Below are 14,430 nucleotides of genomic sequence, written 5' to 3'. Positions count from 1 at the left end.
GTGCACACTAATACGCCACAATTTCACAAAAGTTGGTAGATATACTGTTAATGGAATAAGAGTGTAGTTTACAGTGTAAAGAACAAAGCGCCTTGCAAAGTCACGGTCACATACCTTTGAATAAACTTTGTGAGGCTCGACTTACCGCCAATTTCGTATCACCAATATGGACAAGCATTCGTCCTGAAAAGTCTTTGTTAACTTTATTGATTTTACAAACCTGAACGACAGTTGAACGGTGAACTTGCCAAAACTGGTCAGGATTAAGTTGCTGGATCAGTTCTTTTAACGATGTTCGAATCAGGTATTCCACACCCCTCCCCTGCCCTTGCTGTGCATAGACCGAGACGTACTTCTCTTCTGCCTTGAAATAGAGCACATCAGAGGTAGCGATCAAATGAATGTCTTCCCCCTGAGTGGCTTTAATCCATTGCAGATATTGGGGAGTTTGGGGCGCTGACAGTTGCTGAAGCTGCTCTAACAAGCTATTCATCTGCATGTTGCCGTTATCTTGCACGCGATTAGCAAGGCGCGCTTGAACACGTTCACAAGTGGTTTGCAGCCGATCATCCGAGATAGGTTTGAGTAGGTAATCTGCCGCATTTTGTTCAAACGCTTTAATCGCGTAATCGTCGTATGCGGTAACAAAAATAATCAAAGGTGGATTCACCATACGATTAATTTTTCGCGCTAAACTCACCCCGTCTAAAACGGGCATGCGAATATCAAGAAAGGCGATGTCGGGTTGGTTATTTTGAATGGTACTCCAAGCTTGCTCACCGTCCGCAACTTTTGCGACCACTTCCAGTTCTGGCCATACTTCAGCCAGGCTTTTGTCCAAATGATGCCTCAGCAACGGCTCATCATCGGCAATAATTGCAGTGATTCCAGTCTTCATTTCCCCATATCCTTGTTTACGATTACCACTCAATTGGCCAGCTTAAACGGACACTGACACCACCCTCGGCAAGCTCACTGATTAACACCTGCCCTTCTCCGGAAAATAGAGCATCAATTCGCAGCTTTAAGTTGCTAAGCCCAATCCCCGATCCACAATGTTGACTGACGTGATTCAGCCCGACACCCGAGTCTCGGACTTCAATTTCAAGTAACCGGTTGTCACGTTTGATCCGCAGACTCACTTCTCCCCCTTCTCGCTTCGGTTCAATGCCGTGAATAATGGCATTTTCAACCAGCGGTTGTAGCATCATTGGTGGCAGTTCTAGTTGTTCAGTGCCTTCCTCTACTTCAATGGAGTATCGCAAGCGATCACCTAAGCGAATTTGTTGGATCGCGAGATACGCCTCAATCAACGCGGTTTCATTGTCGATAGTCGTGTTTTGTTCACGTGAGCTTTTTAATGTTGCACGCAATAATGCGGTGAGCTGATCAAGCATCTTTCTGGCTTTATCCACGTCTTGTGACATTAGCGCACTAATGTTCGCCAACGTATTAAACAAAAAATGCGGCTCAATTTGGCTTTGCATCTGTTTCAATTGACTGAGTAATAAGGCGCGCTCTTTTTCCGCTTTCTCGAGCTTGATGGTTTCCAATTCACGCTGTGCGATGGCTTGCTTCTCTCGCGAGTGAAAATAGAAAAAACACATGGCACTGAACAACAATCCCATCAAACCGATGGGCAACATGCCAGAGATCCCGAAGTATTCGCCAAGCCAAAACTGTGCATTTACCACCCCAAACAGCAAACATGCGGTGAGAGAAATGGCAATTTCCATTACACGCGGGATGGTGGGAAAGAGTTTGTCGATCAACCACGAGAAAAAAATGGCCGAGTAGCCAAAGCCAAAACTGACCAGTAAATGAATATATAACGGGCCGCCCCATACAAAGAGCGTCATTACAGCAATAAATAGGCAGAATAAAGAGGTCTCCACCAAACTTCTTCGCCATCCACCTTCTTTCATTGACTTCCCTGAGAACATTTAGAATTTCCCTTTTATATTAAAGACAATCATATATTTATCATTGATCTGCGCATACGCGGATTGCTTATCTCCAGATAAAAATCGTGCAGCAGCTTCCAGTTCTACGCTTAGGTCACCAGTATCAATCCATTGATAACTCACCCATTGAGTTACTATCGCACCGCCGTCTTGTGGAGAAATCAAGACATCCAGCGTTGGTGTGACGTCACTTAACCACCCCATATTCTCTGTCATAAACGTCACGCCACTCCATGCAGCCCAGGCTTCTATGTCCCAACTCCAATGCAGCATCACGTTATGTTGCACAATATTGGCATGCTGAAGACCTTGCGCGTAACTGCTCGCAAGCAACCAAGTTGAGGGGAATAAAGAGAGTAAGTCACCACGGCTTATCGCCTTCTCCCATTCGCTCTTTGACCAGGCACGGCTGTCATACCAATATTCTGCGATTACGTTATGCCCAGCTTGGTTAGCCCAGTTAAGTCCAACCAAAGCTTGAAATGCACTGCCATGGCTATCAACAGACACAGGCTGTTCAAGCTGATCAGAAATTTGATAACTGACACTCTGTTTTTGCCACAAAAGAGAACTGTGCATGGCAATCGATTCGTCCCAAACGGTAATCACGCTGGCGCCAAGTAAGCCGCGGCGAACATCATCGTAATAACCAATCCATTGGAATTCTGTGTCATCCACCAGCATATAACGACGTACACCAACACCTTGCTGCTCGGTCGCTTGATCCAATGCACTTTGATCTTGTTGCCCCCAACTTGAGTCTGTGGCAATCAAAGTCCATTCACCGGCTAAATCGTAATGAGAAACAGAAAAAACGCCCGCCCCTTCTTCTGCCACCAAACCAACTGGATTTTGTCGGTAGGGTTTGAACAAATCCAAGACACGGTAGCCATACCCCACTCCCCAATCGACACGTAATTTACCCACACTGATATCGAGAATAGCATCACCGATTTGCCATTCGTCCTGCCAGACAAGTTCTCGTATTAAGAGTTGGTTGTCTGATTCGCTCCCCCATCCTTTTCGGTCATGTTGATTCAGATACAAGCCTTGGCTATAGAACGAAAATAAGCCACTGATGTTTTGGTAGTTCATTTGCACATCAAGCAGCGCATTAAGCGAGTCACGAGAGTCTCCTTGCGCTGGAATGAAATGAGTATCGCGTTGCTTAACGGTCTCGTAGCTCAACGCCCAATCCCATTCGAGACTCAGTTCGTTACCCGCTAATACGGGGGAAGCGAAAACGCCAACCAAAAGGCTTACGATACAAGTAGTACAAAATCGCATATTGGTCCCCTACCGCAGCCTACAATTGCGAGGTGTTCGCTTTTGGCAAATAGCTGGGATTGTAGAACTTGTCGTCCAATTGCCATGGCAAGATCGCCTGATACTCGATCACCGTCTTTTTGCTTGGCTGGATGCTGTCCAACAAGGTCATCTCACTGACGTAATCTCGCGTCTCTTTCGTTGCTCGGCGGTAGTACGCTTGCTTAGCGAGTTTGCCTGAACGTAGATAAAGATCAGCTTTGATTGGAAACGCATCCTGCTTTGCCAGCCATAGATCGATTTTCTGATAGCTCGCGCCTGCAGTTTTAGCGGTCAGGACAAGATGGTAAGTGGCAATGCTCTTGCCGCTCAAAGAGGTGGTTTCTGTCGCTTTCCACTCTCCCTGATAATCTTGGCTCCAGGTGAGTGTAGATATATCTCCGATCGATGCTTCACCCAGTAACTTTTGCATTGGTGTAATGCGAATCGGGCGACGGCTTTTAGGCATTTGCAGCCAGTAGTTATCGCCCATCATCAGCATTTTTTGACCAGCCTCGACTGCCGATTTAAACACCACGAGTGACTCTCGATTGGGACGAGTATAAACATGGTACAAGCGAGTCTTATCCAATTCTTGATCTTGGTACAAGCGCACCAACGATACGACTTTAGATGATTGATCCTGTAAGCGGTAGCCATCGGCTTTTTCGATCAATTGCACCACTTGCTGTGTATCCAGCGCTTGCACATTTGCGGAGACTGCGCCGCAGATTACTAACACCGCCAGTGGCATGGTTCGTTTGAAATTAAACATAAATCAGTGCCTCCGTAATAGGCTTGTTCACCCCTTTTCGTGCCGAGAAAAACGCCGCAACCAAACAAATCAGTAGTACAGCAAATCCGGCAACCGCAACGAGCTCCCAAGAGAAGTAAATAGTGAGAGGATATCCTTCTGTGCGTCCCGGCGGTGGCGGCATCTGCACGTCTACCACCATCAACAAAACCGTTACGACGGCGGTCAGCAGCGCGCCAATCAAGCTGCCAATCACGGCAAGCAACCCCGCTTCTCTTAAGAACCCGGCTATAATTTCACGCGGATAACTTCCCAGCGCAGACAACGTACCTATCTCACGCGTTCGCTCCGTGACGGACATGGTCATGGTGTTAAACAGCGCGACAAACACCACCAGCGCCATTACCGCTCCCATGATGCCGAAGATCCGGTCGTACAACCCCTTCACTTTGAGATAAAAGAACGCTCTTTCCTGCCAAGGGGTGATTTCAACCTCTTGATTACCGAAGCTTTGCTTTTGATTCGACAGAATTGTTGCCACATCTTGTCTGACCTTGTCTGTCAGATTGGTATCGAATAAGAAAACCGATAAGGTACTGACTTTGTCCGAACCGAGCAAAGACTGCGCGCTATGGATGTGTACATACAACTGACGTTTATCCAGCTCTGGAACGCCCGTTGAATAGATGCCGCGGACTTTAAAGTCGTACGCATTGAGCGCGCCGTCCGTCGTCGTAGCCAGTAGCGTGATCCAGTCGCCTACGTTTACGTTTAGATTGCTGGCGAGATCCACACCTAACATGACTTCCGGTTCAGCTGGGTCATAACGTGAAGCGTGGATATTGGACAGCGTCTGCCCTGCTCTCACATCCAAAAATGGCCCTTTCATATCGAACTCCCGGTCATTCACACCTATACCGATGAAAATGGATGACTTACTGCCGTTGGAAACCAGCCCGTTGAACTCCACACGCGGCTGCACGCCTCGTACTTGATTAATACCGATAAGTTGCTTGGTAAAAGCATCAACATGGCTTAGACCATTGCTTAGAGGCATTTCCTCCTCTTTCGTGAAGTATCCAGGAGTTGTTAGGGTTAAATGCCCGGTATCGCGCGCGGTTGCCTCTTTCAAACTGTCATAGGTATATAAGCCGAAACCGCCTGCACTGGTCAGGGCAAATACAGCAATGGCGATAATCAGCATCGAAAGCAGGCTACGGCGGCGGTTACGCTGTAGGTTGAGCCACGCAAGACGAACTGAATCTGGGATTAACTTGCCCATGAAACCTCCTCAGCCCCAAGAGGCGTGTGAGTCATGTTTCCGTCCACCAGCTCAAGAGTACAATCGCAGCGTGAAGCCATTCGCATATCGTGAGTCGCAATAATGAAAGTGGTGCCCCTTTCGTGCCCCAGTTTTTTCATGATGTCGATAACCTTATTGGCACTTTGGCTGTCCAGACTGGCAGTGGGTTCATCAGCAATCACCAATGCCGGCTTATGGACCAAAGCTCGTGCAATAGCGACGCGCTGCTGCTGCCCTCCCGACAAATTATCTGGCATATGGTGAACAAACTCCCCAAGGCCCACGAGGTCGAGCATTTCGTGAGCGAGTCTGGTTTGTTCGGTTTTGGAAAAACCGTTGAGATGCAGCGGATAAGCAACGTTCTCTAAAGCCGTCATCACGGGCACTAAATTGAATTTCTGGAATACAAAACCGAGCTTTTCTCGGCGCATTTTAGCGGCTTGTATTTGTCCGGTTGGGTATGGGCTTCCTTTAAAGGTCACTTGCCCGTGATAATGCGTATCCAGCATGCCTAGAATATTAAGGAGCGTGCTTTTTCCCGAACCAGAAGGACCACACAGCGCCACCATCTCTCCGGCAAACACTTCTCCCGACACATTTCGCAGTGCATGAACCGTCTGGCTTCCTAAGACATAATCACGACTGAGTTGATTGAAAGTGATCACAGTGGCTCCTTACCGCTTCGCGAGCAGTGCCTTGGCGTTTTGCGTTTCAATGTTGTCATAACCTAAGCGCTCCATCTCATCCAACCAAGCTTGGGCTTGTGTCTGATCGTCAGCGCGTAAAGCAGAATCAATGGCGTAACGGTAAACCCATGCAGTAGCGGAAAAAGGCTGTTGCTGGAAACTTGGATCATTGATCAAGGCAAGAAACAGCTCATAGCCTCGCTCAAAGTGATTGAACATATCAGGAAGGGCTGTGTATGTTGTCGCCGCCATCGCAGTCGCTAACAGATATTCTGGTAAGCCTTGCAATCGTTGCTGCTCTTGAACCGGTATCGGCTGGGTAGCCATTAAATCTAAACCCTTTTGTATCGTCGCCAGACCTGACTCGGTAAACTTCATCTTATTCCAAGGCATAAATGCTTCGCGACCTTGCAGAGTTTGAGTGCAGCCGAGGTACACCAAAGTCAAAGGCGTAGCGCCGTGCTGCTCGATAAGAACCGCTAGTTCGTCATGAACGCTGTCGACCAAAGCTGAATTTCCTTGTTCAGCTTGATTAAATCGGTGAAGTAACGACTCCGTAGGATTGGCAAATGCGAAACTACTGCTCAGTACGAGAACGGGAAATAAGGCGATGAATAATTGAAATCCCGATCGGAAGTACGAATTGAAAACCATCATAGTAATTGTCCTTTATTAATATTGATTTGATGGTTTCAGATTAAGGAAAGGTGCTCTCCCCTGCTTAGGGATGCGACCAATGGTGTTTTTGCGGAGTGAATGGGGTTCAGCACGGATGAATGGTTGTATCGGCCTCCCAATCAGAAAGATTAAAGACTCGCCCAGCACGATCAAAAAAGGCTTCCCGAAGGAAGCCTTTCAATCGAATTCGCGAACGAATTACAGCTCAGCGTTATGGTAAACCTGCTGAACATCATCACAGTCATCAAGAAGGTCTAGGAACTTCTGGAATTTCTCAGCATCTTCACCTGCGATTGGCGTTTGAGTTTGAGGAACGAAAGTGATTTCTTCCACATCAATCGTTAGATCTGGGAATGCGCCGTTCAAAGCTGTTTTCGTTTTGAAGAACTCAGTATGAGGTGCAAATACTGTGATCACACCGTCTTCTAGTTCAACGTCAGTGACATCAACATCTTCCATCATTAGCGTTTCCAGAATGATTTCATCATCATCGCCTTTGAACTGGAATACCGCTTGGTGATCGAACATGTGAGATACCGAACCTTCTACACCAATTTTCGCGCCTGTTTTTACAAAACACTGGCGAACATCTTGGAAAGTACGGTTGCCGTTATCTGTTAAACAATCAACGATGACACTTGTGCCACCTGGGCCAAAGCCTTCGTAACGCGCAGGAGCGTAATCTTCACCGCCACCGCCACTCGCTTTATCAATCGCTTTGTCGATAACGTGTGCAGGAACTTGGTCTTTTTTCGCTTTCGCGATCAGGTGCTTAAGAGACAAGTTCATGTCTGGGTCTGCACCGCCATTTTTCGCACACATGTAAATTTCTTTACCGTATTTGGAATAAACTTTAATTTTTGCGCCTGCAGTTTTCGCCATAGAGGCTTTGCGCACTTCAAAACTTCTTCCCATCGGGATGTTCTCTCTAAATTCAAATTTAATGCGAAGGATTTTAGCAAAAAGCGAAACGTTTTCAATTTTCGCTCTGCTGAGGAATGGGGGAAGTTACCTCATTCGCCGCGTTGATTCCTATCAAGGCCACGATTCGCTTTACGCGACGCCCATTACTCGCTTGTACTTTTCAACCGATTGCTGGAAAAATGCTTTTTCATCAGCATCGTTAATCTTAGATAATTGCTCTTCTATTGCTTCAGGGCCAGATTTGGCCTCTCTGAGTTTCCAAACCAAAAACGAAGCTTGCTTATCCAGTTCGATTTTGTTTTTTTCATCAGGCGGCAACAGGGATAGATTAAACGACATTCACAGCCTCAAGGTACTTTAAATACTAGCCGCGCACTATAGCATACCGACTATAGATTGGAGAATAGAAACGCACTTATCTTGATCAATTTCAAGTTACCGATGTGACTATCCCATCGAATTTCAACGCTTTTGGCGACGAATCAAAATTCTATCGACGCGCGGCACTGCTATCCCCTGCTTAAAAATCTTATTTACACTGTAAAACAGCGAGTGATAACCATAGGCCAGCGAGCATGGTATCCAGCAAAGTCTGGCATTGTGCGGCTATAGTTTTACAACTAGGAAAGTTGACAAAAACATTAACCATTGAAGTAGGTGCGATGAGTCATAAAATGAAAAAGGGTAGCAATGAGCTACCCTTTGAATTGTTTGTTGATGACAAAGATGAATCAGTGGATCAAACCCAGTTCTTTGGCTTCTTCAATCGTCAAACCACTTTCACGGATTTCACGAAGTGCCTCAATGCGTCTTCTGGCTTCTGCCGATTTCACGGTTTTGTCAGGCTGCACAACGGATTCTTCTTCAGGTAATTCCCATTTGTGAGCGATGTTACTCATTTCTTCATGGTCGATAGAATTAATGGACATATTTCCTCCGAACACACCATGTTTTCGATGAGTAATCTATAGCAAACCCCATCAGGTGTGGTAAGCAAAACAGTAGGGAAATGTGAACCCTCCCGACCTTTCGCTAACTCATTAATAGTTTCATCATTTAAGTTTTGCCAAAGTAACAATTTAGGATTAAATTTGAATGATTACCCCTAAGAAAAGTGTGCTGATCCAGCTCTCATTTTAGTCCTCTCAGACATTTTTAACGTACACCGTAAACCTGTTTTTATTTCACTTAACTTTCGAGTCACTTCACCGATTCTCCATCTGTCACTTTCTAAAAACCGTCCCAACATGCTAATGATAATAATTATCTTTTAGATTGGTAAGGTGTTTATATGAGTGGTATTAACTTAAATCATGCATACCACAATGATCCGGTCATCCAGATCAGAGAGTTGTGTGTCGATTACATCACAGATAATGGTGATTTTAACGCAGTGAAATCCGTCAGTTTTGACATAGGTAAAGGGGAAATATTTGGTCTTGCTGGTGAATCAGGGTGTGGGAAAAGCACCATCGCGTTCTCCGTGAATCGTCTCCATAAGCCACCTGCATTCATTTCTGGCGGCAAAATACTGTTTGAGGGAAAAGATATCCTTAGCCTCTCGGATTCTGAGCTAACGGCTTTACGATGGAGTGAAATCGCTATGGTTTTTCAAAGTGCGATGAACTCACTTAACCCTGTCTTAACGATTCAAGAGCAATTTGCCGATGTATTGCGTCACCATCAAGGCTTAACCAATGCTCAAGCTAAGGATCGAGCCGAGAAGTTGATGGACTTGGTCAACATTCCTCGACAGCGACTAAGCGAATACCCCCATCAATTTTCTGGCGGGATGCGTCAGCGCTTGGTCATTGCCATCGCCCTGTCTCTTAATCCGAAACTGATCATTATGGACGAGCCAACGACAGCTTTAGATGTCGTTGTACAACGAGAAATTTTGCAGCAAATTTATCAGCTTAGAGATGAATTCGGGTTCTCGATACTTTTTATCACCCATGACTTGGCACTAATGAGCCAATTGTGCGACAGAATCGCCATCATGCGCCACGGAGAAATAGTTGAAGTTAACAAAGCTTACGACATTCGCAATCATCCTCAACATCCCTACACGCAGAAGCTCTGGGCTTCTTTCCCCAATATCCACGACGTCCACAAACAACCTGAGACACTAGGAGCCTAATCATGAACCAGCCTATTATCCAAATGAAAGATGTGATTAAAGAGTTCAAAGTCGGCGGCGGTCTTGAGAAAGAAGAAACCTTTCGCGCTCTGCAAGGCGTTAGTTTTGATCTTTATGCCGGGAAAACCCTGGCTTTGGTCGGTGAATCTGGGTGCGGTAAAAGTACCTGTGCGCGCTTGATCACGAAAGTCTATCCGACAACTGAGGGCAAGATCCTGTTTAATGGTACCGACATCAATGAGATCACGACTCGATCTGATATCCGAGAGTATCGCAGTAAAGTACAAATGGTCTTTCAAGATCCTTTTGGCTCACTCAATCCAACGCATACTATTCGCCATCACCTCACGCGTCCTATCAAAATTCATAAGCAAGTCAAAACTGATCGTGACATATCTGCCCGCTTGCTGGAGCTGTTGAAGCTGGTGGAACTTCCAGAGGAAACGTTAAATAAGTTCCCACACGAGCTAAGTGGTGGCCAGCGCCAACGGGTTAATTTAGCGCGTGCTCTCGCCGTTGGATCACAGATAATTCTCGCGGATGAACCGACATCAATGCTTGATGTATCCATTCGCTTGGGCGTCTTGAATTTAATGCAGCGAATGAAGCAAGAGCTTGGCATTGGCTTTTTGTATATAACTCATGATCTGGCAACCGCACACTACATCGCAGAAGAAACCGCAGTGATGTACAAGGGGCAAATCGTTGAATGGGGTGATACTCACTCAATACTCAAGAATCCGCAGCACCCTTATACTAAGCTGTTGATTTCTGCTGTACCCGATCCAGACCTCCCCTTTGGTAACTTAGTGAAAAATGAACCAAACTATTCAGTAGACGCCGATGAGATTCGTAGTCGAAGCAGCATCATTGTCGACGAATTTGATCAAATAGGGCCAAATCACTTTGTAAAACAATGGACTGAGGCAGCGTAATGGAATTGAGTACTTGGCAAGATCAGATCTCGATGTGGTATGAACATCGGAAGCATGATCAAGTTGGTAAATTGGAAACGATCTTATACCAGGCACCAGATGAGGTCTTTGGGCCCAAGCTGTGCGAGCGACAAAGTAAAGCGATTGCTTGTTGGCTTGACGGTTGTTTACGAGTATTCCAACACGCCAGGTATCATGACCATCAAAAAGCCTACCAAACCTTGCTCTACGCAAGTGCAAAATTGGAACAAGCTGCGTGTCAGGTATCAACCGATATTGAGATTAAGGACTGGTGTTTGAAACGTTTGCAGCATCTCACGGTGCTCGCTTTAGAGTTTTGTAATCAGCAGTGCGATCAAAGTGAGTGGCAACAACAAGCTCACAGCTTGATCGAGTCACATGTGGCGTTGATGCGATCTTTAAATTGGAATGAAACAGGAAGCATGATCAAGGTTTACGTCATTAACCCGGAAAGATGATCAAGGTTTTCCCCGAATTTGAGACAAAAAAAAGCGAGTTTCCTAAGCAGAAACTCGCGAAGTCTATTCAGAATGAATGTAACAATATATGAGCCTATCTATTAATCATCAGAAAGGACAAAAGGTTGTCTATTCGAGATCAAGCTTAGTCTCGACTCCGAAACACTATGTCATGATTTTGTTAGAGTTAGGTCTGTTTTCTATTATCGAAATATATATTTACATTTAAAATCAATCAGTCACATTAATCGGTTTCAATTCATAAAGCTGAATGATGTTAAATCGCCATTTCATCAAGAGCTCGATACACCATCTCATCCATATGGCCATCATAAATTTGTCTGCAGACCTTGCGACGAACAGCTAAACCGGCAATCAGACGCTCAATAGTAAGATGTTTGAGATCATTTTGCGTATTGAACAGCTCAACGGTCTTACTCAGAGTCTCATAAGGTAATGGGTCATCTCCAACTCTTAACCAATCAAGCTTCTCAATGTACTCAGAGCACTCTTCCTTAATCGAGGCGTATGAGTGCCCTGTCATTGCTGATAACGCCGTTATGCTGCGTTCCAGAGCCTCTGGTGAGGTATATTTGGATAGAGTAATGGTAATTTCATCTGCATTAATCTCAACCAGATGTTTTCTTTGCTTGATCCTACGCCCTAAATTACCACGAGGAGACGGTGCTTTGCGCTGAATAGGCTCAAATTCGCCGTCAATGATGCCTGAGAGCTCTTCTAGCTGTTGTTTGGATACCATCTCATTACGAAGTGGGTTTGGCAGCGTAGGAGCCATGTTACGCTTTCCTGCGTTTGTGGTACGAGCACGTGAATAACGCAAGACTTCCTCAACATCACACTTGATATCGATCTGGTAATCCATGATTTTGCCTTTCTCGATCATGGTTTCGATCGTCAGGTGGTAGCCCCATAAGTTAACAACAAAAAGATCTTCCGTCCCTTTTCCATCAGATAATCGTTTCAGTTCCCGGATAAGATCCATGGAGAATCGACGCCACTCGATGTTACGCGCTAACTTCTGATTCAGTTCACTAAGCAACATGCAATCCGTATGGCGACGAACCATGCGGCTACGGAAAAAGGAATATAACTGGAACACCAAAGTATGTTGTTTCAGAATCTCTGGCGGAAAGAGGAAGAAGTAATCACGAGTCAGCAATTCCTCGTAAAACGACGGCTCCCAAACCAATATGTACAAATTAGGTTTGATTCGGATCTCACCGTCGCTGCCCTCAACTGGCGCTTCTTCTGATGCGGTGATCGTTCGCGCTAGAAAGCGGAATCGATCACTTTTAAAACCTTCCGGCATGTTTTCACTTAACCAGCGGCCTGTAAGCTCATGCAACTGGAAGTCGGTGAATTCGATTCTATCGATACTGTCACGAATGGAATCACGAGCAGGTCCACTGTCCTTTTTGCCACGCAATGACAGGATGTCGGTGATATACAGCGGTGTTTTATTCGGTACATGAGCAGCATCAAGATGGTACTGATCTTTGTGATGATCATGGTATTGCACGGTCAGGGTAAACAGCGCAAACAAGGTCATCAGATCATCGACTGTCATGATATTTTTTGACGATCGAGTTTCTATTACCGCTTTCGTACCAGAGATCGACACCATCGACTTCTGATAACTCTTACGAGTACGTGGTGGCGCCAAAGCTTGGTCAATAATCCCTGCCCAATTAGTTGGAGAGACGACGAATTGATCCGCTTCATCTTTCATCGTCGGCGGCGTGTTTAAGCCATGTTCTGTCAGCAAGCGTTTGTTTACTTGCGTCTGAGCTAGTGCTTTTGAGCGTTTTTGTTTTTCATTCTGGCGGACTTTTTCAGTAACTAAGCTCGTTGCACCCAAAGCGGAAATGAGCTTATTGGGATTAACAAACGTGTGAAGCATGGTTTTACCTGCCAGTCCTTCTTCAAAGCGAACTGGAGTTTGCGTAAATAAACCAATGTTCACCGCTGCTCGTAATCGTTGTTGTAACGCAGCACGAGTCAGTTGACCATCTGTTGCTTCAACGATTTCAGTAGTTGATACAAGTCCATCTTTGCTGCTGAAACCTCTCAACGAGATCAGATTAAGCAATTCTAAGATGCTTTTGGTCACCCCTTTGAAGTGTTGGTATTGTTCTACCCAATCTGCAGAAGATTCGTGCACTTCAAAAAGATGCCCGTCTTTGTGGCTTCTTGGTGCTTTAATCAGAATTTTTTCATCAGCCATCATTTTAGATCCAGATCACACTAGCCGTAGTTGTGCTATGGTTCCGAAGAATAAAGAAAAACAGATCATAAATAAAGAAAAAATCTTGTTTTTTAAATAACTGATCTTTTTGATTATATGATCTTAATTGATTATATGATCTATTGATCTGGCAATTTTTATCATTTTAAGTTGTTGTTATAAAAAGGAATTGTCGAAACCCCTTTCGGAACCATGATCATGAATATAACGAAACGATGATCAACAATATCTTGAAAGCATGATCATATCCTCTCGTAAGCATGATCATTAAGTTTCTGAAAAGATGATCAAAATGGTCTTGAAACGATGATCATGACATTTGTACAGGTTATCCACAGAAATGCGGGTTTGCTTGATCAACAAAGGTGTAAACACCATGGATTTTACCGCCTCCTTGGTTCCGGATCGATGATCAAGAGTAGCGTTAATGCCAAGTTAAAGTCTCATTTCGGCGGTAATTTATTCATGTGCTGAAAATATCATCAGATATCAGTACTAAGCGTGTAAATCCTATATCTGTTCTAAATTTAGGAAGCATGATCATGATAGCCGTACTTATCAAATACCATGTTTTTATTTCATCGTTCCGAGGTTTGTTTACGCTTGATTCTCTGAATGCCCCAGTATATCTGCATTCGTCCGTAAAATGGCGAGTAAAAAGCATGCTTCCGAGAAACCTATTCACTTGATCATTTTTCCGATGGTTTGATCGCATCGAATAACGTCCATCTACTCATGCACTCCCCTACTTTTGTCATGATCATGCTTTCGTAAGTTGGATAAAACACGGAAAGATGATCAAGTAACCCTCTTGATCATCTTTCCGAACCATCTATTAAAAAATGGCCTCAAATGCTTTGGAAGCATGATCAAGTAGGTATCCGTGAATGAATCTTGTCCCCGTTTCTGCATTTTTTGTTGTAAACATGTTGATTTTACATAATCCGTAATTTAGCCGGTCAATATAATCGTTCCGCATAAATTTTAATTTACAAT

13 protein-coding genes and 1 pseudogene are annotated in these 14,430 nt (G+C 44.9%); 3 read left to right on the top strand and 11 right to left on the bottom strand.

Translation table 11 applies throughout. From position 1 onward, the window contains the following. Positions 1–106: 106 nt before the first annotated feature. From VEJY3_RS15945 to VEJY3_RS15900, 10 genes are all read right to left on the bottom strand, one after another. Positions 107–898 (bottom strand): LytTR family DNA-binding domain-containing protein, encoded by a 792-nt coding sequence (locus VEJY3_RS15945; protein WP_014233434.1) that lies wholly within the window; start codon positions 896–898, stop codon positions 107–109. 22 nt (positions 899–920) lie between these two features. Next, positions 921–1,943, bottom strand: a complete 1,023-nt coding sequence (locus VEJY3_RS15940) for a sensor histidine kinase (protein WP_014233433.1) — start codon at positions 1,941–1,943, stop codon at positions 921–923. Beyond that, positions 1,944–3,251, bottom strand: a complete 1,308-nt coding sequence (locus VEJY3_RS15935; protein WP_014233432.1) for a hypothetical protein — start codon at positions 3,249–3,251, stop codon at positions 1,944–1,946. Positions 3,252–3,270: 19 nt separating this feature from the next. Then, positions 3,271–4,044, bottom strand: a complete 774-nt coding sequence (locus VEJY3_RS15930) for an outer membrane lipoprotein-sorting protein (protein WP_014233431.1) — start codon at positions 4,042–4,044, stop codon at positions 3,271–3,273. Next, a complete protein-coding gene (locus tag VEJY3_RS15925) occupies positions 4,037–5,305 on the bottom strand; it encodes an ABC transporter permease (protein WP_014233430.1) in 1,269 nt (422 codons plus the stop codon). Before VEJY3_RS15925 ends, VEJY3_RS15930 begins: the two co-directional genes overlap by 8 nt. Then, a complete protein-coding gene (locus tag VEJY3_RS15920; protein ID WP_014233429.1) occupies positions 5,293–5,991 on the bottom strand; it encodes an ABC transporter ATP-binding protein in 699 nt (232 codons plus the stop codon). The genes VEJY3_RS15925 and VEJY3_RS15920 overlap by 13 nt, the downstream gene beginning before the upstream one ends. Positions 5,992–6,000: 9 nt before the next feature. Further along, entirely contained in the window at positions 6,001–6,669 is a 669-nt protein-coding gene (locus VEJY3_RS15915; RefSeq protein WP_014233428.1) for a hypothetical protein, read from the bottom strand. Positions 6,670–6,888: 219 nt separating this feature from the next. Next, positions 6,889–7,605, bottom strand: a complete 717-nt coding sequence (locus VEJY3_RS15910; protein WP_014233427.1) for a YebC/PmpR family DNA-binding transcriptional regulator — start codon at positions 7,603–7,605, stop codon at positions 6,889–6,891. 138 nt (positions 7,606–7,743) lie between these two features. Beyond that, positions 7,744–7,953 carry a DUF3283 family protein gene (locus tag VEJY3_RS15905; protein ID WP_005374484.1) on the bottom strand — a complete coding sequence of 70 codons (210 nt, stop codon included), beginning with the start codon at positions 7,951–7,953 and terminating at the stop codon, positions 7,744–7,746. Between the two features lie 392 nt (positions 7,954–8,345). Beyond that, positions 8,346–8,543, bottom strand: a complete 198-nt coding sequence (locus VEJY3_RS15900; RefSeq protein ID WP_014233426.1) for a PA3496 family putative envelope integrity protein — start codon at positions 8,541–8,543, stop codon at positions 8,346–8,348. Between the two features lie 362 nt (positions 8,544–8,905). On the opposite strand from VEJY3_RS15900, the gene VEJY3_RS15895 reads away from it, so the two are divergent. The 3 genes and pseudogenes from VEJY3_RS15895 (at position 8,906) to VEJY3_RS15885 (ending at position 11,155) form a co-directional block, all read left to right on the top strand. Continuing rightward, positions 8,906–9,754, top strand: coding sequence for an ABC transporter ATP-binding protein (locus VEJY3_RS15895; protein WP_014233425.1), 849 nt, complete (start codon positions 8,906–8,908; stop codon positions 9,752–9,754). A gap of 2 nt (positions 9,755–9,756) precedes the next feature. Continuing rightward, positions 9,757–10,689: an ATP-binding cassette domain-containing protein gene (locus VEJY3_RS15890; RefSeq protein WP_014233424.1), complete on the top strand. Its 933-nt coding sequence runs from the start codon at positions 9,757–9,759 to the stop codon at positions 10,687–10,689. Beyond that, a pseudogene (locus VEJY3_RS15885) lies at positions 10,689–11,155 on the top strand (transcriptional regulator). Before VEJY3_RS15890 ends, VEJY3_RS15885 begins: the two are co-directional and overlap by 1 nt. 290 nt (positions 11,156–11,445) lie before the next feature. On the opposite strand, the gene VEJY3_RS15875 reads toward VEJY3_RS15885, so the two are convergent. Then, positions 11,446–13,416, bottom strand: coding sequence for a replication initiator protein RctB domain-containing protein (locus tag VEJY3_RS15875; protein WP_020335045.1), 1,971 nt, complete (start codon positions 13,414–13,416; stop codon positions 11,446–11,448). Between the last annotated feature and the right edge of the window lie 1,014 nt (positions 13,417–14,430).

The organism is Vibrio sp. EJY3, from assembly GCF_000241385.1.
GTDB lineage: Bacteria > Pseudomonadota > Gammaproteobacteria > Enterobacterales > Vibrionaceae > Vibrio > Vibrio natriegens.
The sequence above is the reverse complement of the archived record's forward strand: the minus strand, read 5'-3'. Positions and strand labels throughout refer to the sequence as shown.

Excerpts from the sequence above, each read along its gene's own strand:
- VEJY3_RS15945 (WP_014233434.1), bottom strand. The coding sequence starts at position 898 with ATGAAGACTGGAATCACTGCAATTATTGCCGATGATGAGCCGTTGCTG.
- VEJY3_RS15940 (WP_014233433.1), bottom strand. The coding sequence starts at position 1,943 with ATGTTCTCAGGGAAGTCAATGAAAGAAGGTGGATGGCGAAGAAGTTTG.
- VEJY3_RS15935 (WP_014233432.1), bottom strand. The coding sequence starts at position 3,251 with ATGCGATTTTGTACTACTTGTATCGTAAGCCTTTTGGTTGGCGTTTTC.
- VEJY3_RS15930 (WP_014233431.1), bottom strand. The coding sequence starts at position 4,044 with ATGTTTAATTTCAAACGAACCATGCCACTGGCGGTGTTAGTAATCTGC.
- VEJY3_RS15925 (WP_014233430.1), bottom strand. The coding sequence starts at position 5,305 with ATGGGCAAGTTAATCCCAGATTCAGTTCGTCTTGCGTGGCTCAACCTA.
- VEJY3_RS15915 (WP_014233428.1), bottom strand. The coding sequence starts at position 6,669 with ATGATGGTTTTCAATTCGTACTTCCGATCGGGATTTCAATTATTCATC.
- VEJY3_RS15910 (WP_014233427.1), bottom strand. The coding sequence starts at position 7,605 with ATGGGAAGAAGTTTTGAAGTGCGCAAAGCCTCTATGGCGAAAACTGCA.
- VEJY3_RS15905 (WP_005374484.1), bottom strand. The coding sequence starts at position 7,953 with ATGTCGTTTAATCTATCCCTGTTGCCGCCTGATGAAAAAAACAAAATC.
- VEJY3_RS15900 (WP_014233426.1), bottom strand. The coding sequence starts at position 8,543 with ATGTCCATTAATTCTATCGACCATGAAGAAATGAGTAACATCGCTCAC.
- VEJY3_RS15895 (WP_014233425.1), top strand. The coding sequence starts at position 8,906 with ATGAGTGGTATTAACTTAAATCATGCATACCACAATGATCCGGTCATC.
- VEJY3_RS15890 (WP_014233424.1), top strand. The coding sequence starts at position 9,757 with ATGAACCAGCCTATTATCCAAATGAAAGATGTGATTAAAGAGTTCAAA.
- VEJY3_RS15875 (WP_020335045.1), bottom strand. The coding sequence starts at position 13,416 with ATGATGGCTGATGAAAAAATTCTGATTAAAGCACCAAGAAGCCACAAA.